The organism is Janthinobacterium sp. EB271-G4-7A, assembly GCF_020858075.1.
Lineage (GTDB): Bacteria > Pseudomonadota > Gammaproteobacteria > Burkholderiales > Burkholderiaceae_D > Janthinobacterium > Janthinobacterium lividum.
On record NZ_JACYMI010000005.1, the window covers coordinates 270,767 to 294,577 of the forward strand.

The window sequence follows — 23,811 nt, forward strand, 5'->3', positions numbered from 1 at the left end:
CGCATTTGTATCGTCTTGTATATAGAAGACCCGAAGAAACATATAGATACAAACTGTCTGGCAGCGGACACTTCGGGGAAACATGGCGCGTCCAACATGGATTCATGTGCAGCAACATGTACATCCCTCACTTTTACAAAGGAATCCAGATGAACGCCTCAATGACAACCTTGCGCAAGAACTTGATCATCGCCATGAGCGTACTCGGCATGGGTGCGGCATCGCTGACCGTCCACGCCCAGGAAGCGGCCGCCAGCGCGCCTGCCGCCAGTACCAAGATGCAACACGATGGCCACCGCGGCCAGCACCGCGGCGGCAATCCTGCCGAGCGCATGGCCAAGTACCAGGCCCGCCTGCATGACAAGCTGAAGCTGACGGCCGCGCAGGAACCGGCCTGGGCCACATTCACGGCCGCCAACGCGCCGAAAAAACCGATGGGTGACTGGAAGGCCAAGCGCGAAGCGATGGCCAAGCTGTCGGCGCCGGAACGCATGGAGCAATGGATCGCCATGTCGAAGGAACGCATCGCCAGCCAGGAAAGCCGTCTGGCCTCGCTGAAAACCTTCTACGCCGTGCTGACGCCGGAGCAAAAGAAAGTGTTTGATGACAGCGTGCCTGGCGGCAAGCACGGCGGCCATCGCGGCGGCCACCATGGCATGCATCAGCAGCCGAAAGCCGGGTAAGTCGGATTAGGTCCGCAGGCCCGTAATCCGACAACTTTGTTGGCGTGTATGGTGGTGTCGGGTTACGCCCTCACGGGCTAACCCGACCTACCCGGCCTACTCGTCGAGCTTGCGCAAGGAGTTAAGGAAGGTGGCTGCATTCTGGAAGCCGATCACGCGCGACTGGGCAATTTCCTGCCCTTGCGGGTTGAACATGATGATGCCCGGCGGGCCGAACAGCTGGAAACGTTTCAGCATGGCTTTGTCGTCCGCGTCATTGGCCGTCACGTCCACTTGCAGCAGTACGGCTTGCCCCATCTTCTCGCGCACGGCGGGATCGACGAAGGTCAGTTTTTCCATCTCGATGCACGACACGCACCAGTCCGCATAAAAGTCCAGCAGGGCCGGCTTGCCATTGAGCTGCGCCAGCGCCGCGTCCAGCTGCGCCACGGTCTTCACGCGCGTAAACGGTTGGGCATGCACCTGCCCGCCGCCCAGGTGGGCCAGCGGTGCCAGCGGGTCGCGGCCACCGCTGGCGACACCCACCAATTGCATCGCGCCAAGCAAGGCAAACACGAGGCCGAAGGCCTTGGCTACCCAGGCGTTCTTCGCGCCGCTCTTGCCCACCAACAAATACATGCCATAGCCGACGAACAAGACCGTCCAGCCCAGCATCTGCACGGCGCCCGGCAGCACGGGCGAGACGAGCCACCAGGCCACGCCCAGTTGCAGCACGCCAAAGAAGCGCTTGACGGCATCCATCCAGGCGCCGGCACGGGGCAGCAAGGTGCCAGCCGACACGCCCACCAGCAGCAAAGGCACGCTCATGCCCACCGCCATGGCAAACAGGGCGCTGCCGCCGATGACGACGTCGCGCGTCTGGCTGATGTACAGCAAGGCGCCGGCCAGCGGCGCGGCCACGCAGGGCCCCACGATCAGGGCGGAAATGGCGCCCATGACGAACACGCCCGCCAGGCGGCCCGAAGATTGCTGGTTCGATACGGACGTCAGCTTGCCTTGCAGGAAAGCCGGCACTTGCAGTTCATACAAGCCGAACATCGACAGCGCCAGGCCCGCCATCAACAGGGCAAAGAAACCCAGCACCCACGGGTTTTGCAGCTGGGCCGCCAGACCTTCGCCCGCCAGACCGGCCGCCACGCCCAGCGCCGTGTAGACGATGGCCATGCCCAGCGCGTACGTCAGCGACAGCAGCAAACCGCGCGAGCGGCTGACCTTTCCGCCATCGCCGATGATGATCGACGACAAAATCGGCACCATCGGCAGCACGCACGGCGTAAATGCGAGGCCCAGGCCCAGCAGCATGAACAGGGGCACGATGACGAGCAGCTTGCCGCCCTTCAGGGCCGCTTCGATCTTGCCCATCTCGCTTTGCGTGGGCGCGGGGCTTGCCGCCACGGGCGCCGCCGCGACCGGCTCGGGCGTGCTGGTGATGTCGGCCTGCGGAATGCTCATCACGGACACGCCAGGCGACGCTTGCGCCTGCGGGCCGTTGACGGCCGCCGTGTCGACTGCGGGCGCGGCCGGCAAGGCAAACTTCGACGGCAAGCCGCCCGGCGCCATGCTCTGGCCGCCGCCACCGCCCACCAGCTGGGCTGTCGCATCCTGCGGCGCATAGCACAAGCCCTTGTCGGAGCAGCCCTGTCCCGTCGCCTTCAAGGTAAACGGCCCGGCAGCTTCCACGGGAATCGTGATGGTGAGGGTCTTGCGGAAGGTTTCCACGTTCTTCTGGAAGGTATCGTCGAACTTGACCTTGCCAGCCGGATACACCGGCGTGCCCAGCTTGGCGCCCACGGCCTCGAACTTGAAGCGCTCGTGGTACATATAGTAGCCATCGGCAATCACATACGTGACGGCGATGGTGGCCGGATCCTGCATGCGGGCGGAAAACTTGAAGGCCAGCTCGGGGTCCAGGAATTCATCGTCGGCGCGGGCTTGCCCCGTGCCAAAGACGGCCATGGCCAGCAGCAAACAGGTGGCAAACCAGATCAGCAGTTGATGTAGGGGAGCGGCGCGCGCGGTGGCGCTGGAGGGGAAACGGGACATGAACTACCTTTTCAACCATTCGACAGAGGACGCGCGGGGCGTGCAGTGGCTGCAGGGCCGGCGCGAAAGAAGAATAGTACACCGCAGCAAGGATAGCTGCAGCAGAAAACAAAAAAGCCAGGCTAGGCCTGGCTTTCATTGAAGCAATTACTGGGATTACTCGCCAGCAACTTCAACTGCTTCGGTCGTATCTGGACGATCCATCAGTTCAACGAACGCCATAGGAGCGTTATCGCCGACGCGGAAACCCATTTTCAGGATACGCACATAACCACCGTTACGGTTGGCGAAACGTGGGCCCAGTTCAGCGAACAGTTTGACGACCATTTCACGGTCGCGCAGGCGGTTGAAGGCCAGACGCTTGTTTGCCAGGGAGTCGGTTTTGCCCAGGGTCAGAATTGGCTCGACAACGCGGCGCAGTTCTTTTGCTTTTGGCAGGGTGGTTTTGATCGCTTCGTGACGCAGCAGCGATACTGTCATGTTGCGCAGCATTGCCAGACGGTGGGACGAGGTACGATTCAGTTTACGGAGGCCGTGACCGTGACGCATGATAAATCCTTTCGGTGAGTGTTTAAATTCCAGTTCTTCGATCAGCTGAGTGGGAAACCCCTTACAGCCGCGGACCGGTTTGGTACTACAAAATAAAAGCCTGGGACACCTGTCCCAGGCAGTTTGCTACAACTTACTTTTACTGCGATTACTTTTCCAGGCCGGCAGGCGGCCAGTTTTCCAGCTTCATGCCCAAGGTCAAGCCGCGCGATGCCAGCACTTCCTTGATTTCGTTCAGGGACTTGCGGCCCAGATTTGGCGTTTTCAGCAGTTCGTTTTCCGAACGTTGGATCAGGTCGCCGATGTAGTAGATGTTTTCCGCTTTCAGGCAGTTCGCCGAACGCACGGTCAACTCCAGGTCGTCGACTGGACGCAACAGGATAGGATCGACCAGCGGAGCGCGCGATGGCGCTTCGGCGGCGGCTTCCGTGCCTTCCAGGGCAGCGAACACATTCAACTGGTCCACCAGGACGCGGGCCGACTGGCGGATCGCTTCTTCCGGCGAGATCACGCCGTTGGTTTCGATGTTGATGATCAGCTTGTCCAGGTCGGTACGCTGTTCAACGCGGGCCGATTCAACGAAGTACGATACGCGGCGCACTGGCGAGAACGACGCATCCAGAATGATGCGGCCGATGGTCTTGTTCGTGTCTTCGGACAGGCGACGCACGTTACCAGGAACGTAGCCGCGGCCTTTTTCAACCTTGATCTGCATGTCCAGCTTGCCACCAGCGGTCAGGTGGGCGATCACGTGGTCAGGGTTGATCAGTTCGACGTCATGCGGCAGGTCGATATCGGAGGCCAGGATCGCGCCTTCGCCTTCTTTTTTCAGGGTCAGGGTTACCGAATCGCGGTTGTGGACTTTGAAAACCACACCCTTCAAGTTCAGCAACAGATCGACGACGTCTTCTTGCACGCCATCGAGGGAGGAATATTCGTGGACGACGCCAGCGATCGTCACTTCGGTCGGCGCGTAGCCTACCATCGACGACAGCAGAACGCGGCGCAACGCGTTACCCAATGTGTGGCCATAGCCGCGCTCGAACGGTTCCATCACGACCTTGGCGTGACCTGCACCGAGAGCTTCAACATCGATAATACGTGGCTTCAACAAACTGTTTTGCATGAAATGTCCTTTTCAATACCCTCGGCTCATTACACCGATAAGGCTGATGGCATTAGTAAAACGCCCACCCGAAAGAAAACGAGTGGGCGGTGATGGTGCTAACTGCTATTAACGCGAGTACAGCTCGACGATCAGCGATTCGTTGACGTCGTTAGCGATTTCGTTACGCTCTGGCAGGGACTTGAAAGTACCTTCCATTTTCTTGGCATCAACCGAAACCCAGCTAGGCATACCAACTTGTTCAGCCAGCGACAGTGCTTCAACGATACGCACTTGCTTTTTCGATTTTTCACGAACAGCAACGATGTCGCCAACTTTGACTGCGTACGAAGCGATGTTCACAACGATACCGTTCACGGTGAACGCTTTGTGGCTGACCAATTGACGCGCTTCAGCGCGGGTCGAGCCAAAGCCCATGCGGTAGCAAACGTTGTCCAGACGCGTTTCCAGCAACTTCAACAGCGTTTCGCCGGTGTTGCCTTTACGACGGTCTGCTTCAGCGAAGTAGCGGCGGAATTGACGTTCCAGCACGCCGTACATGCGCTTGACTTTTTGCTTTTCGCGCAGTTGGTTACCGTAGTCCGAGGTGCGGGCGCCGGATTTGACACCGTGTTGGCCTGGCTTGACGTCCAGTTTGCACTTGCTGTCCAGCGAGCGACGTGCGCTCTTCAGGAACAGGTCTGTACCTTCACGGCGGGAAAGTTTTGCTTTAGGTCCGATATAACGTGCCACGATACTTCCTTTTTTTAAATGATAACGCCCCAGCCACATGCATGATCAAACACACTGATGCGGTTAGGCGCTAGTCTGATTTGGTTTCAATCAGACGGTGGCTGAAAACGAAAAACCCGTCAAACAGAATTTGACAGGCAAGAACAGCCGGGCAGTATAACCGTTTCCGGCTCCCTGCTCCAGCGTTTTCACACAACTGTACTGAGTTACAACAGACAGCAAAGCAGCTGGCGCCGAAGCGCCCTCTGCAACACTATCTTAGATACGACGACGTTTCGGTGGACGGCAACCGTTGTGCGGTACCGGCGTCACGTCCTGGATCTCGGTGATCTTGATGCCCAGGTTGTTCAGCGCGCGAACGGCGGATTCACGACCAGGACCTGGGCCCTTGATACGTACTTCCAGGTTCTTCACGCCACACTCAACAGCCACTTTACCAGCGGCTTCCGCGGCGACCTGCGCTGCGAACGGGGTCGATTTACGCGAACCCTTGAAGCCTGCACCGCCGGAGGTAGCCCACGACAAGGCATTGCCTTGACGATCGGTGATGGTAATGATGGTGTTATTGAACGAAGCGTGGACATGTGCGATGCCTTCAGCGACGTTCTTTTTAACTTTTTTACGCACGCGTGCTGATGCGGCGTTATTTTGCGACTTAGCCATAATTATTCCCTAGCGGATTATTTTTTCAGCGATTGAGCGGCTTTACGCGGTCCCTTGCGGGTACGTGCGTTCGTACGCGTACGCTGGCCACGGCAAGGCAGACCCTTACGATGACGCATGCCGCGGTAGCAACCCAGATCCATCAAACGCTTGATGTTCATGGACAGTTCACGACGCAGATCGCCTTCGACGATGAATTTACCTACTTCATCGCGCAGCTTTTCCAGTTCGCTGTCATCCAGATCTTTGATCTTTTTGTTGGTTGCTACACCGGTCGATGCACAGATTTTCTCTGCGCGTGGACGGCCCACACCGTAGATGGCCGTCAGGCCGATAACGGTATGCTGATGATTTGGGATATTAACCCCTGCAATACGTGCCATTTGTTATTCCTCGATTAACCTTGACGCTGCTTGTGACGTGGTTCCACGCAGATAACGCGGACTACGCCTTTGCGCTTGATGATCTTGCAGTTGCGGCAGATCCGCTTGACTGATGCGAGAACTTTCATTTTTGGGCTCTTTCTTTCGCTTCTTTGGTTTGATTCAGTGTGTTACTTGGTACGGAACACAATGCGGGCTCGGCTCAGGTCATACGGCGTCAACTCCACCGTCACCTTGTCTCCAGGGAGAATGCGAATATAGTTCATCCGCATTTTACCTGAAATATGCCCGAGCACCACGTGTCCGTTCTCCAGCTTCACTCGAAATGTTGCATTTGGGAGATTCTCAAGAATCTCGCCCTGCATCTGTATGACGTCGTCTTTTGCCATTCGGTATGTTTACCGCGCTTAACGCGTCGGAATTCCGCCCTTGAAATTTGCTTTGCGCAGCAGCGAATCATATTGCTGCGACATCACGTAGTTCTGTACTTGCGCCATGAAATCCATGGTGACAACTACAATAATCAATAAAGAAGTACCGCCGAAATAGAATGGTACTTTCCACTGGGCTTGCATAAATTCCGGCAATAAACACACCAGGGTGATGTAGACTGCGCCGGCAAGTGTCAAGCGTGTCAGGATCTTGTCGATGTAACGGGCTGTCTGCTCGCCTGGACGGATCCCGGGAATGAACGCACCGCTTTTCTTCAAGTTATCCGCTGTTTCCTTGCTGTTAAATACCAGCGCTGTATAGAAGAAACAGAAAAACACGATCGCCACTGCGTACAACAGCGCATGGATAGGCTCACCAGGCCCCATCGATGCTGCCAAATCTTTCAAGAACCGCACCGCAGGGTTAGCGTTGTCGGCGCCCTTTGAAAACCAGTCCACGATAGTGGCCGGGAACAAGATGATCGAAGAAGCAAAGATCGGCGGGATCACGCCGGCCATGTTCAGCTTCAACGGCAAATGGCTGGTTTGACCGCCATAAATCTTGTTGCCTACCTGGCGCTTCGCGTAATTGACCAATATTTTGCGCTGACCACGTTCAACGAATACAACGAAGTACGTTACCAGTGCTACCAGGATCACGATGAAAATCGCGCTGAAGCTGCCGATCGAACCATTCGACACCTGAGTGAACAAGCCACCCAACGCCGACGGCAGACCTGCTGCAATCCCGGCAAAAATGATGATCGAGATGCCATTCCCCAAGCCACGCTCGGTAATTTGCTCACCCAACCACATCAAAAACATTGTTCCGGTCAACAAAGTGACGACCGTCACGAAGCGGAATGCAAGACCAGGTTCCAACACCAGACCAGCTTGCGACTCCAGTGCGACTGCAATGCCTAACGCTTGGAACAGTGCCAGGGCAACCGTGAAATACCGGGTGTACTGGGTGATCTTGCGACGACCTGCTTCGCCTTCTTTTTTCAACGCTTCCATCTGCGGTGACACGATCGACAGCAATTGCATGATGATCGAGGCCGAGATATAAGGCATGATACCCAGCGCAAACACTGTAAAACGAGACAAGGCACCGCCCGAGAACATGTTGAACATGCCCAGGACGCCGCCTTCGTGCTCCTTGAACAGCGAGGCTAATTGTGTCGGGTCAATCCCGGGAACCGGGACGTGAGCACCGATACGATAAACCACCAATGCGCCAAGCAAAAACCAGAGCCGTCCCCAAGGGAAACCGGCCGCTGCACTTTTAGCAAGTTGTGGATTAGTCGCCAATTTTCGCTCCGATCAAGCTGTTAGCGGTCAACTCAGGCTACCGAGCCGCCGGCTGCTTCGATGGCTGCTTTCGCGCCAGCGGACACTTTCAAGCCCTTCAAATTCACCGCTTTGGTGATTTCGCCGGACAAGATCACGCGCACGTCACGGGCCAACACGCCCAGAACGCCAGCTTGCTTCAAGACCAGAATGTCGACATCGCCAACAGCCAGGTTGTTCAGATCGGACAGGCGCACTTCAGCTTTGAAGGTTGCGTGCATCGATTTGAAACCGCGCTTAGGCAGACGGCGTTGCAGAGGCATCTGACCGCCTTCGAAACCGACTTTATGAAAGCCGCCCGAACGCGATTTCTGACCTTTGTGACCACGACCCGAGGTTTTACCCAGGCCGGAGCCGATACCGCGACCGACGCGACGCTTGTAGTGCTTAGCGCCTTCGGCTGGTGCAATAGTATTCAATTCCATGATTTGCTCCGTTCGTGTAAGCCCGAAGGCTTACCCGACAACTTTAACGAGATACGATACTTTATTGATCATGCCGCGTACGGATGGGGTGTCTTGCAATTCGGAAACCGAATTTACACGACGCAGACCCAGACCGCGCACGGTAGCGCGATGCGATTCGCGCGTACCGATCAAGCCCTTGACCAATTGCACTTTGACTGTGTTTGTCATTTTGTCCACCTTAAGCCAGAATGTCTTCGACCGACTTGCCGCGTTTGGCAGCGATATCGGAAGCAGTGCTCATTTTCGACAGGCCGTCCAGCGTAGCGCGTACCAGGTTGTATGGGTTGTTCGAACCGGTGGATTTCGCCACCACGTCCGTCACGCCCATCACTTCGAAGATAGCGCGCATTGCGCCACCAGCGATAACGCCAGTACCAGGCTTAGCTGGGTTCATCAGGACCTTGGAGGCGCCGTGACGACCAACAACCGTGTGATGCAAGGTACCGTTTTTGAGCGGTACTTTGATCAGGTTGCGACGGGCTTCTTCCATTGCCTTCTGCACGCCAACTGGCACTTCTTTCGATTTGCCCTTGCCCATGCCGACGCGGCCATCGCCATCACCAACTACGGTCAGCGCGGCGAAACCCATGATACGACCACCCTTGACCACTTTGGTCACGCGGTTGATCGCGATCATTTTTTCGCGCATGCCATCATCCGGCTTGTCGCTTTGCATTTTTGCTTGCATTTTTGCCATGATTGATCCTTAGAACTTCAGACCGGCTTCGCGTGCGGCTTCTGCCAACGCTTTCACACGGCCGTGGTAACGGAAACCGGAGCGGTCAAACGCAACTTCGGTAATCCCTGCTTTCAACGCTTTTTCAGCGACGCGCTTGCCGATCAAGGCTGCAGCAGCGGCATTGCCGCCTTTGCCGGATTGGCCTGCCAGTTCAGCGCGAACTTCCGCTTCAGCCGTCGAGGCCGAAACCAGGACTTTAGCGTCCGGGCTGATCAGGTTGGCGTAAATGTGCAGGTTGGTGCGATGCACCGACAAGCGATTTACTTTCAATTCCGCAATCTTGATGCGGGTTTGGCGTCCGCGGCGAAGCCGTGATTCTTTCTTATCCATCGTCAGCCCCTAATTACTTCTTCTTGGTTTCTTTAAGCTTAACCACTTCGTCCGCATAGCGAACGCCCTTGCCTTTATAAGGCTCAGGAGCGCGGTAAGCACGAACTTCAGCGGCTACCTGGCCAACCTGTTGACGGTCGATACCTTTAATCAGGATCTCGGTCGGGGTTGGTGTTGCGCAGGTAACGCCGGCTGGCATGTCATGCACTACAGGGTGCGAGAAACCCAGGGACAGATTCAACTTGTCGCCTTGAGCTTGCGCCTTGTAACCCACGCCTACCAGGTTCAGCTTTTTCTCGAAACCCTTGGTGACGCCAACAACCATGTTGTTGACCAGTGCGCGCAGCGTGCCGGACATGGCATTGGCTTCGCGGCTGTCGTTCGCCACGTCGAAACTCAGGGTTCCTGCATTGTTTTCCACTTTAACCTGGCCGGTGAGGGCCTGGGAAAGTACGCCCAGCGGGCCTTTTACGGTGATCGCTTGTGCGGAGATGGCGACTTCGGCGCCAGCTGGCACTACGATAGGCATTTTAGCTACTCGAGACATGTGTAACTCCTTAAGCCACGTAGCAAATAACTTCGCCGCCGACACCGGTAGCGCGTGCTTTGCGGTCAGTCATGACGCCTTGCGGAGTCGACACGATCGCCACACCCAAGCCATTCATCACAACAGGGATCTCGTCTTTACCCTTGTAGACGCGCAGACCCGGACGGGACACGCGCTCCAAGCGCTCAATAACGGGACGGCCAACATAATACTTCAAACCGATTTTCAGTTCCGCTTTGCCACCAGCTTCGGCAACAGCGAAATCTTCAATGTAACCCTCGTCCTTCAGGACGCTGGCAATCGCAATTTTGACTTTCGACGATGGCATGGCCACGGTCGTCTTTTGCACGCCTTGTGCATTGCGAATGCGGGTCAGCATATCGGCGATAGGATCGCTCATACTCATTGCATATTCTCCTATTACCAGCTTGCTTTTGTCATACCCGGAATTTCACCACGCATGGCGAATTCACGGAGCTTGATACGACCCAGACCGAATTTACGGAATGTGCCGCGCGGACGACCAGTGATGGCGCAACGGTTACGTTGACGCGTCGGGTTCGAGTTACGTGGCAGCGCCTGCAATTTCAGGCGAGCTTCGTAGCGCTCTTCTTCCGATTTCGATTGGTCATCGACGATGGCCTTGAGAGCTTCGCGCTTAGGGGCGAATTTCGCCACCAGGTCAGCACGCTTGATCTCACGATTAATCAGTGACAGTTTGGCCATGATCAGTTCCTGAAAGGGAATTTAAAGGCGGCGAGCAAAGCTTTGGCTTCGTCATCGGTCTTAGCGGTTGTCGTGATGCTGATATTCATACCGCGCAACGCGTCAATCTTGTCGTATTCGATTTCAGGGAAAATGATCTGTTCCTTGACACCGATGTTGTAGTTGCCACGACCATCAAATGCACGGCCGTTCACACCACGGAAATCGCGTACGCGCGGCAGAGCCACGGTAATGAAGCGATCCAGGAACTCGTACATGCGAGCGCCGCGCAGGGTGACCATCGTACCGATCGGGTAACCTTCACGGATTTTGAAGCCTGCGATCGCTTTGCGGGACTTGGTGGTCACTGGCTTCTGGCCGGCGATCTTGGTCAAGTCAGCAACTGCGTGCTCGAGAACTTTTTTATCCGCGATAGCCTCACCAACACCCATGTTCAGGGTGATCTTGGTCAGGCGTGGAACTTCCATTACCGACTTGTAACCAAACTTGCTGGTCAGGTCGGCAACGACTTTTTCTTTATAGAATTCTTGGAGACGTGCCATGATTTCTTAAGCCTTCACTACTTCGCCGGAGGATTTAAAGATGCGAACTTTCTTGCCGTCCACTTCTTTGAAACCCACGCGATCTGCCTTGCCAGTCGCTGCATTAAACAATGCAACGTTGGACACGTGAATTGGCATGGTCTTATCGACGATACCACCAGTTACGCCAGTCATCGGGTTTGGCTTAGTCGCTTTTTTAGCGATGTTAATGCCGTCAACCACGATATGTTCAGCATCGATACGCTGCTGTACCACACCACGTTTGCCCTTGTCTTTCCCGGTCAGAACGATGACTTCGTCGTTTTTACGAATCTTATCCATTACGACTCCTTACAGGACTTCCGGTGCCAGGGACACGATTTTCATGAACTTCTCAGTGCGCAGTTCGCGCGTGACAGGTCCAAAAATACGGGTACCGATCGGTTCCAGCTTGGCGTTCAACAGAACGGCGGCATTGCCGTCGAACTTCACCAGGGAACCGTCTTGGCGGCGAACACCTTTAGCGGTGCGCACAACCACGGCGTTATAAATTTCACCTTTTTTGACACGGCCACGTGGCGCAGCAACCTTAACGGTTACCTTGATCACATCGCCAATGCCAGCATAACGGCGCTTGGAGCCGCCCAATACCTTGATGCACATTACTTCTTTGGCACCGGTATTGTCAGCCACTTCGAGCCGGCTTTCAGTTTGAATCATAGTATTCTCTTTCCCAACTTAAGCCGAAGAATCCACACAATGTAGACCCACGGTCAGTCTTGGTCCCGCCAGAGCCGCCCTGCTGGGCTTCACTGTTTGGGTGCATGACCTTCATACATCAACTGACCGCGAATGCTACTGTCTGTGGCCAGACACTTTGCGGCGTTACATGAACGAAGCCCGCAAGTATTACATACAATTTGCGGGCCTGCAAGTACTAATTAAAACCCACCGCCGAAACGGTGGTTTTTATTTAAACGGTTGGTGCGGCTTGAACCACACGTGTCACCGTCCATGCCTTCGTTTTGGAGATCGGGCGACCTTCCTGGATCTCGACCGTATCACCGGCCTTGACTTGGTTGGTCTCGTCATGCGCGTGATACTTGTTCGAGCGCATGATGATCTTGCCATACAAAGGATGTTTTACGTGGCGCTCGATCAGAACGGTAACGGTCTTGTCCATCTTGTCCGAAACCACTTTACCGATCAGCGTGCGCTTGAGCGACTGTTTCACTGGTTCGTTCATTTGGCTTCCTTCAGATTCATTACCGTCTTCACACGCGCGATATCGCGGCGTACCTTCTTGAGCTGCGAAGTGTTGCTCAGCTGCTGCGTAGCGATTTGCATGCGCAGGCCGAACTGTGCCTTCAACAGGTCATTCAGCTCTTTTTGCAGAGCTGGCTGGTCCTTGCCGCGGAGTTCAGATGCTTTCATATACAACTCCAATTATTGGCCGACTTGGCGGATGACAAACGTCGTCGCCAGTGGCAGTTTAGCGGCGGCAAGACGGAATGCTTCCCGTGCCAGCGCTTCATCAACGCCATCCATTTCATACAGTACTTTGCCTGGCTGAATTTCAGCGACGTAGTACTCAGGATTACCTTTACCGTTACCCATACGGACTTCAGCCGGTTTGTTCGAAATCGGTTTGTCCGGGAAAATACGGATCCAGATACGGCCACCGCGCTTGATGTGACGCGTCATTGCACGACGCGCCGCTTCAATTTGACGCGCAGTGATACGACCGCGCGCAACTGCCTTCAGACCGAATTCGCCAAACGACACGGCGGTGCCGCGGCTGTGCGAAATACCGGTATTACGGCCTTTCTGCTCTTTACGATACTTTCTGCGTGCTGGTTGCAGCATGATTATTCTCCTGCTTTCTCAGCTGGTGCTGCTGCGGCGGCCGGTTTAGCGGCGGTACGCACACGTGCACCTGGTGCTGTGGATGGTTTCGCACCGGCACCGGCTGGACGTGGACGGCCAGCTGGCTTGCCATCGTCACGGCGTGGGCCGCGGCTTTTCTTCTCGTCAGCTGGGGTATCGATGACTGGTGCATCGCCGTTAGGCGCGCGGTCACCTTTGTATACCCACACCTTGACACCGATGATGCCGTAGGTGGTCGACGCTTCGCTGGTACCGTAGTCGATATCGGCGCGCAGGGTATGCAGAGGCACGCGGCCTTCGCGATACCACTCTTTACGCGCGATCTCGATACCGTTCAGACGGCCGGACGACATGATCTTGATACCGAGAGCACCCAGGCGCATTGCATTTTGCATTGCACGCTTCATGGCGCGGCGGAACATGATCCGTTTTTCCAGCTGCTGAGCGATCGAATCGGCGATCAGTTGCGAGTCGATTTCTGGCTTGCGAATTTCTTCGATGTTCACGTGAACAGGTACGCCCATGATCTTGGTCAGCGCCGACTTCAGTACTTCGATGTCTTCGCCTTTTTTACCAATGACCACGCCTGGACGCGAGCTGTAGATCGTGAAGCGCGCGTTCTTGGCTGGGCGCTCGATAACGATGCGGCCAACGGAAGCGTTCTTCAGTTTCTTTTTCAGGTAAGCACGTGCTTTCAAGTCTTCGTTCAGCATGGCAGCGAAATTACCGTTGCCTGCATACCAGCGCGAAGCCCAGTTACGGGTGACCGCCAGACGGAAACCGGTTGGATGAATTTTCTGACCCATCGTGGCTCCTTAGTTACCGACAGTCACGTAAACGTGACAGGATTGTTTCGAAATACGGTCGCCACGGCCTTTTGCACGCGCGGTGAAGCGCTTCAGGACCGGGCCCTTTTCGACGTAGATCGTTTTCACGAACAATTCGTCGATGTCCGCGCCATCATTGTGCTCGGCATTCGCAATAGCGGATTCCAGAACGCGTTTGATGATCGCAGCACCTTTTTTCGGGCTGAATTGCAAGATGTTGAGTGCAGCGTCAACTTTCTTGCCACGGATCAGGTCAGCAACCAGGCGGCCCTTTTGGTCCGACAGGCGCACACCTTTGAGGATAGCTTTAGTTTCCATTATTTCTTAGCCTTTTTGTCAGCTGCATGGCCCTTGAACGTACGGGTCAGTGCGAATTCGCCGAGCTTGTGACCAACCATGTTTTCGGAAACATAAACCGGCACGTGCAGCTTGCCGTTATGAACCGCGATCGTCAGGCCGATAAAGTCAGGCATGATTGTCGAACGACGCGACCAGGTTTTGATTGGCTTTTTGTCTTTGGCTGCTTGCGCGGCTTCAACTTTTTTCACCAGGTGGGCGTCACAGAACGGCCCTTTTTTCAATGAACGTGTCATGTGCTACCCCTTATTTCTTGCCGCGGCGCGAGACGATCATGGAAGTAGTACGCTTGTTGCTGCGTGTTTTCTTACCCTTAGTCTGTTGGCCCCAAGGCGAAACTGGATGACGACCAGCTGCTGTTTTACCTTCACCACCACCGTGCGGGTGATCGACCGGGTTCATGACCACACCGCGAACGGTAGGACGAACACCGCGCCAGCGCATCGCACCAGCTTTACCGATTTTACGCAGGCTGTGCTCGGCATTGCCGACTTCACCAACCGTTGCACGGCACTCGATGTGCACGCGACGTACTTCACCCGAGCGCAGACGCACTTGAGCGTAGGTACCTTCACGTGCCATCAGCACAACGCCAGCGCCAGCGGTACGTGCCATTTGGGCACCTTTACCTGGCAGCATTTCGACGCAATGCATCACGGTACCGACTGGGATGTTACGGATTGGCAAGCAGTTACCCGATTTGATCGGTGCTTCCGAACCGTTCATCACGCTGTCGCCAACGGCCATGCCTTTGGTTGCGATGATGTAGTGACGTTCGCCGTCGGCGTAGCACAACAGAGCGATATTCGCGGTGCGGTTTGGATCGTATTCGATACGTTCCACTTTCGCTGGAATACCATCTTTGGTGCGCTTGAAGTCGATCAAGCGGTAGTGTTGCTTATGACCACCACCGATATGGCGGGTGGTGATGTGACCGTTGTTGTTACGACCAGCGGTCTTGGATTTCTTTTCAACCAGGGCAGCGAACGGACGACCTTTGTACAGGTCGGCATTCACCACCTTCACCATGCCGCGACGGCCTGGCGAGGTTGGTTTCATCTTAACGAGTGCCATTATGCAGCCTCCTCGGAGAAGTTGATTTCCTGGCCAGGCTTCAGGCACACGAAAGCACGCTTGGTATGGTTACGACGACCGTTGAACTTGCCGGTGCGTTTTTGCTTACCTTCGCGGTTTGCAGTTTGCACGGACAGAACTTCAACCTTGAACAGCAGTTCGACCGCTGCCTTGATTTCAGGCTTGGTTGCATCCGGCAGTACGCGGAATACAATTTGCTCGTTCTTTTCCGCGACCATGGTGGCCTTTTCGGAAATCACGGGCGCCAACAGCACCTTCATCAAGCGTTCTTCGCTATGTTTCAAAATCGCGCTCATGCCAGCATCTCCTCAATCTTGGCCAATGCAGCTTTGGTGACCAGGATCTTCTTGTAGAACACCAGGGACATCGGGTCTGCGTGACGTGGCTCAACGACGAGTACGTTAGGCAGGTTGCGCGATGCCAGTTCCAGGTTTTCGTTCAGAACGTCGGTGATGATCAGAACCGAATCAAAGCCCAGGCCGTTCAATTTTTGCGACAACAGCTTGGTTTTTGGCGCGTCGATCGTCAGATCGTCGATGACGATCAGGCGCTCTTCGCGAGCCAGCTGCGACAGGATCGAGCAGATACCTGCGCGATACATTTTTTTGTTCACTTTGTGGGTGAAGTTTTCGTCAGGCGAGTTCGGGAAAATCCGACCACCGCCGCGCCACAGTGGCGACGACGACATACCAGCACGAGCGCGGCCGGTACCTTTTTGGCGCCATGGCTTTTTCGTCGTGTGGTGAACTTCTTCACGGTCTTTTTGCTTGCGGTTACCACTACGTGCATTCGCTTGATAAGCGATGACGACTTGGTGGATCAGCGCTTCATTGTAGTCACGGCCGAAAATCGTATCGGCTGCAGCAACGTTCGAGGCGGCTTGACCTTGCGCATTCAGAAGCTTGAGTTCCATCGTTTAAGCTCCCTTCTTGGCTTTGGTTTTGATGGCTGGCGAGACAACTACCTGGCCATTTTTCGCACCTGGAATCGCGCCTTTGACCAGCAACAGCTGACGGTCGGCATCGATACGGGCGATCACGAGGTTCTGGATCGTACGGTTAACGTCACCCAGATGACCGGTCATGCGCTTACCAGGGAAAACGCGACCTGGATCTTGTGCCATACCGATGGAACCTGGAACGTTGTGCGAACGCGAGTTACCGTGCGTTGCACGGCCAGAAGCGAAGTGGTAACGTTTGATAACGCCTGCATAGCCTTTACCGATGGTAACGCCTTGCACGTCGATCTTTTGACCGACTTCGAACAGGGAAGCAGCGACAACATCGCCAGCTTTCAGTTCAGCGGCTTTAGCAGCGTCGACACGGAACTCTTTCAACAGAGTACCGGCTTCAACACCAGCTTTAGCGTGATGACCAGCAACAGCTTTGGTCACGCGGGAAGCGCGACGTTGACCGAATGCGACCTGAACAGCGGAGTAACCATCTGTTTCAGGGGTTTTGATTTGCGCAACACGGTTGTTCGATACGTCCAACACGGTGACCGGGATCGAATCCCCTTCATCCGTGAAAATGCGCATCATACCAACCTTGCGACCGAGAAGGCCTAGGCTCATTTTTTCTCCATTCCCACCTGCGATTGGGCGGGGCTTGTTTAACTACAAAGTAACGTAGGACTCAAAAAAGACGAATCCATACCGAAGCCGGCTAGTATATAGCACAAAAACCCTTGACGCAACAAGTTAACACGAGGTATGTCAAAGTGTTGCGCGACGCCCCTGCGGGAGTTGTCGGCGGGCCTGAAAAACGCTGCCGCAAGGCAATTAGACGGGCGCAAAGCACGGCGGCATGCGCCCTGGCGGGCGATGCCAGAAACATACAGGGCGCGCCGCGGCGTGCGCGCCCTGCCCTTCCCCATCCCGGGCGCGATGCCAGGGAAGCTTACTGCTGGCAGTTGCTCAGGCAATGCCCGTACAAGTCCTCGCAGATGGGGCTGCCACCGAGGTGCGCCCGGCAATTGGCCACTTTCTGTCCGCACTCGCTGTAGCACTGCGTGACATCGCCGGCAGCAAACGCATACGAGGCGCTCAGGCCCAGCGCAAACAAAAAAGCCATCGTTTTCTTGATCATATTTCATCTCCGTTTTATCAGATGGAAGAACAACCAGGGCGGCACGCCATCCTCGCACCGCCCCGGGCAGACGCCGCGGCGCCTGCCATTACTTAAAAAGCAATGCCAATAGAATACCGTAAACAATACCAACCAACTACCAATTATCGGTGCTGCACGTGCCCCCAAAAAAAACAGCCCGGACACATCACCGTCCGGGCTGGCTGCAAGCATCGCGGCGCATGGCGCCCGCATAGCCCCTACTCTTGCGGCACTCCTTTGCCAATCTGATACCAGTCCACCTTGCGCGTTGCCACCATGATGACGGCCAGCACGGCGAACAACAGAATGCTGCCCATCACCAGCGCATTGTTTTCCGAGCTGAGCAAGCCATACAGGGCGCCATACAGCAAGGTCAGGGCCACGCCGAAGCCGATGCCGCGCCACATGTTGTGCAGCACGTGCACCAGATAGAAGCTGGTCAGGGCGATACAGGCGGCGCTGGCGGCCAGATAGGCGGCGAGGAAGGCGATGTGCTCGGCCAGCCCCACCAGCAGCAGGAAGAAGATCACCAGCGACAGGCCCACCAGCAAATACTGCACCGGGTGGATCGGCAAGCTCTTCAAAATTTCAAAGATGAAGAAGGCGGCAAAGGTCAGCGCTACAAACAGCAAGCCATATTTCGTGGCCCGGTCCGATTGCGAATACACGTTCACCGGCTCGATGAAACCGACACTGAAGCGGTCCACCTGGCCCAGCGGCGCACTGTCGGGCACCTTGAATTCCCCCTCGATGGAGCTCAGCTGCGTTTGCGCATTGGTGGCCAGCGACGAGATATTCCACGCCACATTGAAACCGTGGGCATCGATCTGGCGATTCTTCGGCGACGGCAGGAAGCGCCCGCCAAATTGCGGATGGGGCCAGTTCGACTTGATCTGGATCTGGCTGTTCTTGGCCACCGGCACGAAGTGCTGGCGTTCGATGCCATCGAGGCCCAGGTCAAAGCTGAAGCGCACCTGCTGCGCCGCCGCCAGTGGCATGGCACCCAGCGGCGCGTGCAAGCCGCTGCGGAAGGCAAACAGGTCGGTACCCTGCTCGAACTCGATCTTTTGTCCGCCCCAGTCGATTTTCGGGATATTGCGGATGCCGCGCACGTCCTCGATGGACAAGGCCACGAAAGGCGCACCGACGGTCACGCGCGAGTCCGGCGACTTGCGCGGCAGCTGGCTGCTGGCCGGCACCGTGAAGTCACCCTTGAAGGCGTGCTGGCCGCTGTAGACCAGCACCTGGTGGATGCCGCGGTAGCGGCGGTCCGTCTCGATATTGCCGTTGATCTGCAGGTCGTTCGGATACACGAGCAAGCGGCGCTGCGCCGTGCGGCGCAGCAACTCCGTGCGCACGGGTAACTTCACTTCCTTGTCATCGCCCTTGGCCACCTCCACGCGCTCTTCATACTGCTCCGTATAGGGAATCACCAGAATGGGGCCGATGATGGTTTGTTCGCGCACCGAATCGGCGGCGATGCTGTTGACGGCTTCCTGGCGGAATTCCATCCGCTCCTTGATCGTTTCCTGAATCATCAGCAAAGGCAGGCCGATCAGCAGCATCAGGCCGAACACGATCAACGCTTTGACTAAGAGAGTTTTTTGCATGGCGCATCCTTGAAGTAAGGTGGCCAGTGTAAAAAAACTGTATGCGCTGACGATGCAGTCCGTGTGAAGCCGGCAAATAAAAAGCGCTAGGCTATTGGCAGGCACAGGCGCGCGCAGGCGCCGCCTTCCGCATGATTGAGTACCTCGACCGTGCCGCCATGCAGCGAAGCCACTTCGCGCACAAAGGGCAGGCCCAGACCCGTGCTCTTGCCGGCGCTCGGGCGCGGCAAGGAATAGAAGCGCTCGAAGACGCGCTCGATCGCATACGCGGGGATGCCCTCGCCCCGGTCGCGCACGGCAATTTCCACCTGGATGCCCTGGCGCCGCGCCGTCAGGTCGATGCAGCTGCCCGGTGGCGCAAAGCCGACCGCGTTGTCGAGCAAGTTACCCAGCGCCTGGCGCAGCAGCAGGGCATCCCCGGCCACATTCGCCTCGTCGGCCTGCAGCTGCAGGCGCACGCCGCGCGCCTGCAGGGTGGCGGCCGCGTCCTGCGCCACTTGCGCCAGCAGGGGCGCCAGCGCGATGCGCTCGGGGTTATCCAGGCGCTGCTGCTTTTCCACGCGCACGAGGGCCAGCAGCTTGTCGATCAGTTGCCGCTGGCGCGCATTCTGTTCCAGGATACTGGCCAGGAACCGGCGGCGCTCGGTCGGCGGCATGTCTTCCTGCAGCAGCTCGGCCGAGGCCTGGATGGCGGCGATCGGGCTTTTCAATTCATGCGCCAGCGTGTGCATCAATTGCTCCACATATTCCTTGCCCTCCAGGCGCGTGCGCATCGCCTCGAGGGCGCGCCCCAGGGTGCCGATCTCGTTCTTGCCCAGCGCCGGCAGCGCCACCTTGCGGCCCGCCTCCACGTCGCCGATGTAATGCATCAGCTTGCCCAGCGCATGGTGCAGCCACCAGGCGAATGCCAGGCCGATCAGCAGCGACAGCAGCAACAGCACGGCGCCACGCTGCAGTATCTTGCGCTGGCTGCGCTCGACAAAGGCTTGCACGCTGGCATTCGGCTTGGCCACCGTCAGCACGCCGATCACCTCATTGCCGTCGCGAATCGGTGCGGCCACGTGCATCACCGTCGACATCTCGTCATCAGGCCGGCTGCGCGTGCTGCGCGCGCCATACTTGCCCTGCAAGGTGAGATACACGTCATTCCAGCGCGAATAGTCGCGCCCCACGTCGCGCCCGCTGGAATCGAACAGCACGATGCCGTGCCGGTCCGTGATGGTGATGCGGTAATCGAGCGTGCGCTTGCGCACGCCATTGATATTGACGTCCACGCCATGGCGCGCGTAATCCTGCATGCGTTCGGCCACGGGCGACTGCGCCAGCGTGCCCGCCTTCAGGTCGGGCGCCACCAGGCTGGCCAGCAGTTGCGAGGTGTCGACCAGCGTGTCTTCCAGGGTCGAGCGCACGCCGGGCTTGACCTGCTCCATGAAGACATTCAGCAGGAACCAGGCAGCCAGGCCCACGATCAGGAAGTAGCCCAGCAGGATGCGCAGGCCGATCTTCATGCGCCGGCCAGGCTGTAGCCGAGGCCACGGTGGGTGTGGATGGGGTCGATCTGCGCATCGACGGCGCGCAGCTTGGCGCGCAAGGATTTGACGTGCGCATCGACGGTACGCTCGAGCGTGTCGGGCGCACCGCTCCACACGCGCTCCATCAGCTGCGCGCGCGACAGCACGTGGCCCGGATGCTCGAGCAGGGTTTTCAACAGCAGGTATTCATAGCGGGTCAGGTCCAGCGGCTGGCCGTGAAATAGCACTTTCGCCTCCAGCGCGCGCAATTCAAAGCGTGCCGGCACGGTCACGGCAGCGGCTATCGTCATGCCAGTCTCGCGGGGCACCTGAACGACGCCGGCGCGGCGCAGGATGACGCGGATGCGCGCCACCAGTTCGCGCGGCGAAAACGGTTTGGTGACGTAATCGTCGGCGCCGATTTCCAGGCCGACGATACGGTCGATCTCGTCGCTGCGGGCCGTCAGAAAGATCACCGGTACCTCGGAAAACTGGCGCAGCCGGCGGCACACTTCCAGCCCGCTCATGTCGGGCAAGCCCACGTCGAGCACCACCAGAACGGGCATCTGCGGGGCTTCGCCGGGCGTTGGACGCAGCGCGGCCAGGGCGTGCTCGCCCAACATCACATGGCGCGGCGTAAAGCCGTCCGTGCGCAAGGCATAGGCGATGCTGTCGGCAATCGCCTGTTCATCTTCCACGATCAGGACAGTCTTGGACATGGCGGCGGCACGCATTAATGGACAGACCCGGAGTATCCCTGAACCACGCAAGCGGCGTCAATCGCGCGCCTTGCCGCGCGCTGGCGAAAAGCCGCCCAGCCCCAAAAAACTTATAGTATATTTATCATGGCATGACTCCACCGATACACCGTGTTTGACACCCGTCCGAGGAGACTATGAAGACCCATACCATCAGCTTGCTATGCGCTGTCAGCCTGCTGGCCGCCTGTGCGGCGCCAGCGACGATCACCACCTCCAATGAACAGCAAGACGCCTGCAACGCGGCCGAACTCAAAGGCCAGTTTGGCGAAGCAGAGCTGGCTTGCGTAAAAGCGCTGCAGAGCGCCGAGCAAGCCGGGGCCAGCGCGGATATCCTCTCGCAGCGCCAGTACAACCTGGGCCGCGTCAAGCGCTTGCAGGGCAAGAATGCCGAAGCGGAGCAGCTGTACCGGCAAGCGCTGGCCACGGAAGAAACGGCGCAGCCACGCAGCGATGCGCGCGTCGGCCGCCGCATGGTGGAACTGGCGTCGGCGCTGGCCGCGCAAGGCAAATGGCAGGAAGGCACGGGCTATCTGGAACGCGTGCTGCCGCTGCTGCCGAAGCTGTCGCCCGCCTCGCGCACGTATTCGGCGGAAGTGCTGCGCCAGTACGCCAGACAGCTGCAAGGCGGCCCGCAGGCGGCGCTGGGCAATCGCTTCGACGCGGTGGCGGCCAGCCTGCAATAAGCAACTCCCGGAGCCCGGCCTACGGCTGGGCGACGTGGATGCTGGCCTTGATGTGCTTGAGGTGGGCCACGATGGTAAACGTCATCACCACCAGCAGCGACCATGAACTCCATTTGCTGACATGCACCACCGACCAGGCGCCAAGCTGGTTCGGATAGCGCCATACGCCCCAGAAGGTGCTGATGTTTTCAGCCAGCCAGATAAAGAAGCCGACCAGCACGAAACCGAGCAGCAAGGGCATGCTGCGGTCGCGGTCGAGCGGGCGGAACACCACGGTGGTGCGTGCGTACAAGCCCAGCGCGCAGGCAGCCAGGTACCAGCGGTAATCGCCGATGTAGTGATGCGTGAAGAAGTTGGCGTAGATCAGCAGCGCGATCAGCACCGCCATCCAGTACGGCGGATGGTGGCGGATCCGCATGTCGAGCAGGCGCCAGGTCTGGATGATGTAGCTGCCGACGGCCGCATACATGAAGCCGGAAAACAGGGGGACGCCGAACACCTTGCTGTAGGCAAAGTCGGGATAACTCCACGACTGGATCGTGCCCGACACCTTGAACACCTCCAGCGCAAAGCCGACCGCATGAAACAGGCAGATGGCTTTCAGTTCATCCCACGTTTCCAATCCGCTCCACAGCATCGCGCCCTGGATCGCCAGCGCCGCCAGCAGCAGCACGTCATAGCGTGGCAAGCCGAACAGGCCGGCGCGCGGCACCAGGAACACGGCAGCAAAAAACAGCCCGACGAACAGGCACGACCTCGCCTCCTTGATGCCGAAATACAAAAATTCGGTCAGGAAGCGCGGCCAGCCGCGCAAGCGGTTACGGGGCGTCGCATTTAACAGGTGGGTATCGAGGGCATTAAGCATGCAGCAACTTTATCGGCCGCCCGCAGCACTGTAAAGCAATTTTGCACGCACGCGCCGGGTCCGCCCGTGTTGGGCATGCACCAATAGCAATGGGGCCGGGCGCACTCACGATCGTGAGCAGGCCCGGCCCCATCATCAGGCAGCGGGACACCCCGCCGGCCTGGAACAGCTGTCAACACCTGATGCTACGGTATTGTCAGCTGCCCTTGAAACTATTATTGCAGTTTGATTTCGACATCAACACCAGCTGGCAGGTCCAGCTTCATCAGCGCGTCAACGGTTTTGTCCGTTGGGTCAACGATGTCCATCAGGCGTTGGTGCGTACGGATCTCGAACTGATCGCGCGAAGTTTTGTTGACGTGCGGGGAACGCAGCACATCGAAACGCTGAATACGGGTAGGCAGTGGTACTGGGCCTTTGACGACAGCGCCGGTGCGCTTCGCGGTTTCAACGATTTCCAGAGCGGACTGGTCGATCAGTTTGTAATCGAAAGCCTTCAGGCGGATACGGATTTTTTGGTTTGGTGCCGACATGATATTTCCTTAAAAGAACGAACCGCGCGGTCTGCACGGCAATGAGGTCATACGGGAATTTCTGACGCAACAACCGTCAGGGTCGACATGATAGCACCAAAATGCTTGCCAACCCCGGCAGTTGAATAAAAAGAAGGGCGCCGGGCGACGACGCGTCTTCTTTTATGCAGGCTTAAGAATTAAGCCAGGATTTTTGCAACAACACCAGCGCCGACGGTACGGCCGCCTTCGCGGATAGCGAAGCGCAGACCTTCTTCCATCGCGATCGGGTTGATCAGCTTGAC

At 57.3% G+C, this 23,811-nt stretch carries 37 protein-coding genes and 1 pseudogene; 2 read left to right on the plus strand and 36 right to left on the minus strand.

The annotated features are described in order from the left end of the window. Positions 1–149 precede the first annotated feature (149 nt). Entirely contained in the window at positions 150–683 is a 534-nt protein-coding gene (locus tag IGS58_RS26080; RefSeq protein WP_170846394.1) for a Spy/CpxP family protein refolding chaperone, read from the plus strand. Positions 684–779: 96 nt separating this feature from the next. Here IGS58_RS26080 and dsbD read toward each other — a convergent pair whose 3' ends face one another. The 33 genes from dsbD to creB all read right to left on the minus strand — a co-directional run bounded on the left by dsbD (position 780) and on the right by creB (position 21,404). Beyond that, positions 780–2,726: a protein-disulfide reductase DsbD gene (gene dsbD / locus IGS58_RS26085; protein WP_230523079.1), complete on the minus strand. Its 1,947-nt coding sequence runs from the start codon at positions 2,724–2,726 to the stop codon at positions 780–782. Positions 2,727–2,882: 156 nt separating this feature from the next. After that, complete coding sequence (gene rplQ, locus IGS58_RS26090; RefSeq protein ID WP_034753219.1) at positions 2,883–3,275, minus strand: 50S ribosomal protein L17; 393 nt, start codon at positions 3,273–3,275, stop codon at positions 2,883–2,885. A 148-nt stretch (positions 3,276–3,423) separates the two neighbouring features. After that, positions 3,424–4,401, minus strand: coding sequence for a DNA-directed RNA polymerase subunit alpha (locus IGS58_RS26095; protein ID WP_008444343.1), 978 nt, complete (start codon positions 4,399–4,401; stop codon positions 3,424–3,426). Positions 4,402–4,509: 108 nt separating this feature from the next. Continuing rightward, positions 4,510–5,133 (minus strand): 30S ribosomal protein S4, encoded by a 624-nt coding sequence (rpsD, locus tag IGS58_RS26100; protein ID WP_010394478.1) that lies wholly within the window; start codon positions 5,131–5,133, stop codon positions 4,510–4,512. Positions 5,134–5,391: 258 nt separating this feature from the next. Further along, positions 5,392–5,796, minus strand: coding sequence for a 30S ribosomal protein S11 (gene rpsK, locus IGS58_RS26105; protein ID WP_010394475.1), 405 nt, complete (start codon positions 5,794–5,796; stop codon positions 5,392–5,394). Between the two features lie 17 nt (positions 5,797–5,813). Further along, positions 5,814–6,179 carry a 30S ribosomal protein S13 gene (rpsM, locus tag IGS58_RS26110; protein WP_046681666.1) on the minus strand — a complete coding sequence of 122 codons (366 nt, stop codon included), beginning with the start codon at positions 6,177–6,179 and terminating at the stop codon, positions 5,814–5,816. A gap of 14 nt (positions 6,180–6,193) precedes the next feature. After that, positions 6,194–6,307 (minus strand): 50S ribosomal protein L36, encoded by a 114-nt coding sequence (gene rpmJ, locus IGS58_RS26115; protein ID WP_010394471.1) that lies wholly within the window; start codon positions 6,305–6,307, stop codon positions 6,194–6,196. A gap of 42 nt (positions 6,308–6,349) precedes the next feature. Then, a complete protein-coding gene (gene infA / locus IGS58_RS26120) occupies positions 6,350–6,568 on the minus strand; it encodes a translation initiation factor IF-1 (protein ID WP_005663428.1) in 219 nt (72 codons plus the stop codon). 18 nt (positions 6,569–6,586) lie between these two features. Then, positions 6,587–7,921, minus strand: coding sequence for a preprotein translocase subunit SecY (gene secY, locus IGS58_RS26125; protein ID WP_010394438.1), 1,335 nt, complete (start codon positions 7,919–7,921; stop codon positions 6,587–6,589). Positions 7,922–7,953: 32 nt separating this feature from the next. Next, positions 7,954–8,385 carry a 50S ribosomal protein L15 gene (gene rplO / locus IGS58_RS26130; protein WP_034753211.1) on the minus strand — a complete coding sequence of 144 codons (432 nt, stop codon included), beginning with the start codon at positions 8,383–8,385 and terminating at the stop codon, positions 7,954–7,956. Positions 8,386–8,415: 30 nt separating this feature from the next. Continuing rightward, the gene (gene rpmD, locus IGS58_RS26135) at positions 8,416–8,595 is read right to left on the minus strand and encodes a 50S ribosomal protein L30 (protein WP_010394435.1); all 180 of its coding nucleotides are present in this window, start codon (positions 8,593–8,595) and stop codon (positions 8,416–8,418) included. Positions 8,596–8,605: 10 nt separating this feature from the next. Next, positions 8,606–9,124, minus strand: coding sequence for a 30S ribosomal protein S5 (gene rpsE, locus IGS58_RS26140; RefSeq protein ID WP_010394433.1), 519 nt, complete (start codon positions 9,122–9,124; stop codon positions 8,606–8,608). Positions 9,125–9,133: 9 nt separating this feature from the next. Beyond that, complete coding sequence (gene rplR, locus IGS58_RS26145) at positions 9,134–9,496, minus strand: 50S ribosomal protein L18 (RefSeq protein WP_010394431.1); 363 nt, start codon at positions 9,494–9,496, stop codon at positions 9,134–9,136. 13 nt (positions 9,497–9,509) lie between these two features. Then, complete coding sequence (gene rplF, locus IGS58_RS26150; RefSeq protein WP_034778281.1) at positions 9,510–10,043, minus strand: 50S ribosomal protein L6; 534 nt, start codon at positions 10,041–10,043, stop codon at positions 9,510–9,512. Positions 10,044–10,053: 10 nt separating this feature from the next. Next, positions 10,054–10,449 carry a 30S ribosomal protein S8 gene (gene rpsH, locus IGS58_RS26155; protein WP_034753208.1) on the minus strand — a complete coding sequence of 132 codons (396 nt, stop codon included), beginning with the start codon at positions 10,447–10,449 and terminating at the stop codon, positions 10,054–10,056. 14 nt (positions 10,450–10,463) lie between these two features. After that, on the minus strand, positions 10,464–10,769 hold the full coding sequence (gene rpsN / locus IGS58_RS26160; protein WP_010394423.1) for a 30S ribosomal protein S14: 306 nt from the start codon (positions 10,767–10,769) through the stop codon (positions 10,464–10,466). 2 nt (positions 10,770–10,771) lie between these two features. Next, complete coding sequence (gene rplE / locus IGS58_RS26165; RefSeq protein ID WP_010394421.1) at positions 10,772–11,311, minus strand: 50S ribosomal protein L5; 540 nt, start codon at positions 11,309–11,311, stop codon at positions 10,772–10,774. 6 nt (positions 11,312–11,317) lie between these two features. After that, on the minus strand, positions 11,318–11,632 hold the full coding sequence (gene rplX / locus IGS58_RS26170; protein ID WP_034753204.1) for a 50S ribosomal protein L24: 315 nt from the start codon (positions 11,630–11,632) through the stop codon (positions 11,318–11,320). Positions 11,633–11,641: 9 nt separating this feature from the next. Beyond that, complete coding sequence (gene rplN / locus IGS58_RS26175) at positions 11,642–12,010, minus strand: 50S ribosomal protein L14 (protein ID WP_008444317.1); 369 nt, start codon at positions 12,008–12,010, stop codon at positions 11,642–11,644. 253 nt (positions 12,011–12,263) lie between these two features. Next, positions 12,264–12,536, minus strand: a complete 273-nt coding sequence (gene rpsQ, locus IGS58_RS26180) for a 30S ribosomal protein S17 (protein ID WP_010394415.1) — start codon at positions 12,534–12,536, stop codon at positions 12,264–12,266. Beyond that, positions 12,533–12,724 carry a 50S ribosomal protein L29 gene (gene rpmC / locus IGS58_RS26185; protein WP_010394412.1) on the minus strand — a complete coding sequence of 64 codons (192 nt, stop codon included), beginning with the start codon at positions 12,722–12,724 and terminating at the stop codon, positions 12,533–12,535. The genes rpsQ and rpmC overlap by 4 nt, the downstream gene beginning before the upstream one ends. 12 nt (positions 12,725–12,736) lie before the next feature. Continuing rightward, the gene (gene rplP / locus IGS58_RS26190; RefSeq protein ID WP_034753201.1) at positions 12,737–13,156 is read right to left on the minus strand and encodes a 50S ribosomal protein L16; all 420 of its coding nucleotides are present in this window, start codon (positions 13,154–13,156) and stop codon (positions 12,737–12,739) included. Positions 13,157–13,158: 2 nt separating this feature from the next. Next, positions 13,159–13,983 carry a 30S ribosomal protein S3 gene (gene rpsC / locus IGS58_RS26195; protein WP_034753199.1) on the minus strand — a complete coding sequence of 275 codons (825 nt, stop codon included), beginning with the start codon at positions 13,981–13,983 and terminating at the stop codon, positions 13,159–13,161. 9 nt (positions 13,984–13,992) lie between these two features. Further along, on the minus strand, positions 13,993–14,325 hold the full coding sequence (rplV, locus tag IGS58_RS26200) for a 50S ribosomal protein L22 (RefSeq protein WP_170840583.1): 333 nt from the start codon (positions 14,323–14,325) through the stop codon (positions 13,993–13,995). Then, a complete protein-coding gene (gene rpsS, locus IGS58_RS26205) occupies positions 14,322–14,597 on the minus strand; it encodes a 30S ribosomal protein S19 (protein WP_008444295.1) in 276 nt (91 codons plus the stop codon). Before rpsS ends, rplV begins: the two co-directional genes overlap by 4 nt. A 10-nt stretch (positions 14,598–14,607) precedes the next feature. Next, entirely contained in the window at positions 14,608–15,435 is an 828-nt protein-coding gene (rplB, locus tag IGS58_RS26210) for a 50S ribosomal protein L2 (RefSeq protein ID WP_034753198.1), read from the minus strand. Next, positions 15,435–15,752 (minus strand): 50S ribosomal protein L23, encoded by a 318-nt coding sequence (rplW, locus tag IGS58_RS26215; protein WP_010394398.1) that lies wholly within the window; start codon positions 15,750–15,752, stop codon positions 15,435–15,437. Before rplW ends, rplB begins: the two co-directional genes overlap by 1 nt. Beyond that, a complete protein-coding gene (gene rplD / locus IGS58_RS26220) occupies positions 15,749–16,369 on the minus strand; it encodes a 50S ribosomal protein L4 (protein WP_034753197.1) in 621 nt (206 codons plus the stop codon). Before rplD ends, rplW begins: the two co-directional genes overlap by 4 nt. Before the next feature lie 3 nt (positions 16,370–16,372). Continuing rightward, positions 16,373–17,029: a 50S ribosomal protein L3 gene (gene rplC, locus IGS58_RS26225; protein ID WP_010394393.1), complete on the minus strand. Its 657-nt coding sequence runs from the start codon at positions 17,027–17,029 to the stop codon at positions 16,373–16,375. Positions 17,030–17,354: 325 nt separating this feature from the next. Beyond that, a complete protein-coding gene (locus IGS58_RS26230; RefSeq protein WP_034778275.1) occupies positions 17,355–17,543 on the minus strand; it encodes a hypothetical protein in 189 nt (62 codons plus the stop codon). Between the two features lie 239 nt (positions 17,544–17,782). Further along, a complete protein-coding gene (gene creD / locus IGS58_RS26235; RefSeq protein ID WP_230523080.1) occupies positions 17,783–19,174 on the minus strand; it encodes a cell envelope integrity protein CreD in 1,392 nt (463 codons plus the stop codon). Positions 19,175–19,260: 86 nt separating this feature from the next. Beyond that, the gene (gene creC / locus IGS58_RS26240) at positions 19,261–20,682 is read right to left on the minus strand and encodes a two-component system sensor histidine kinase CreC (protein WP_230523081.1); all 1,422 of its coding nucleotides are present in this window, start codon (positions 20,680–20,682) and stop codon (positions 19,261–19,263) included. Continuing rightward, the gene (creB, locus tag IGS58_RS26245; protein ID WP_070259603.1) at positions 20,679–21,404 is read right to left on the minus strand and encodes a two-component system response regulator CreB; all 726 of its coding nucleotides are present in this window, start codon (positions 21,402–21,404) and stop codon (positions 20,679–20,681) included. The genes creC and creB overlap by 4 nt, the downstream gene beginning before the upstream one ends. 176 nt (positions 21,405–21,580) lie before the next feature. Here creB and IGS58_RS26250 point away from each other — a divergent pair, with 176 nt between their 5' ends. After that, a complete protein-coding gene (locus IGS58_RS26250; protein WP_176381602.1) occupies positions 21,581–22,129 on the plus strand; it encodes a tetratricopeptide repeat protein in 549 nt (182 codons plus the stop codon). A gap of 19 nt (positions 22,130–22,148) precedes the next feature. Here IGS58_RS26250 and IGS58_RS26255 read toward each other — a convergent pair whose 3' ends face one another. The 3 genes and pseudogenes from IGS58_RS26255 to IGS58_RS26265 all read right to left on the minus strand — a co-directional run. Then, positions 22,149–22,994 carry a DUF817 domain-containing protein gene (locus IGS58_RS26255; RefSeq protein WP_099395875.1) on the minus strand — a complete coding sequence of 282 codons (846 nt, stop codon included), beginning with the start codon at positions 22,992–22,994 and terminating at the stop codon, positions 22,149–22,151. A gap of 215 nt (positions 22,995–23,209) precedes the next feature. Next, a complete protein-coding gene (gene rpsJ, locus IGS58_RS26260) occupies positions 23,210–23,527 on the minus strand; it encodes a 30S ribosomal protein S10 (protein ID WP_010394389.1) in 318 nt (105 codons plus the stop codon). Between the two features lie 179 nt (positions 23,528–23,706). Next, positions 23,707–23,811: pseudogene (locus IGS58_RS26265) on the minus strand (elongation factor Tu); the annotation flags it as partial.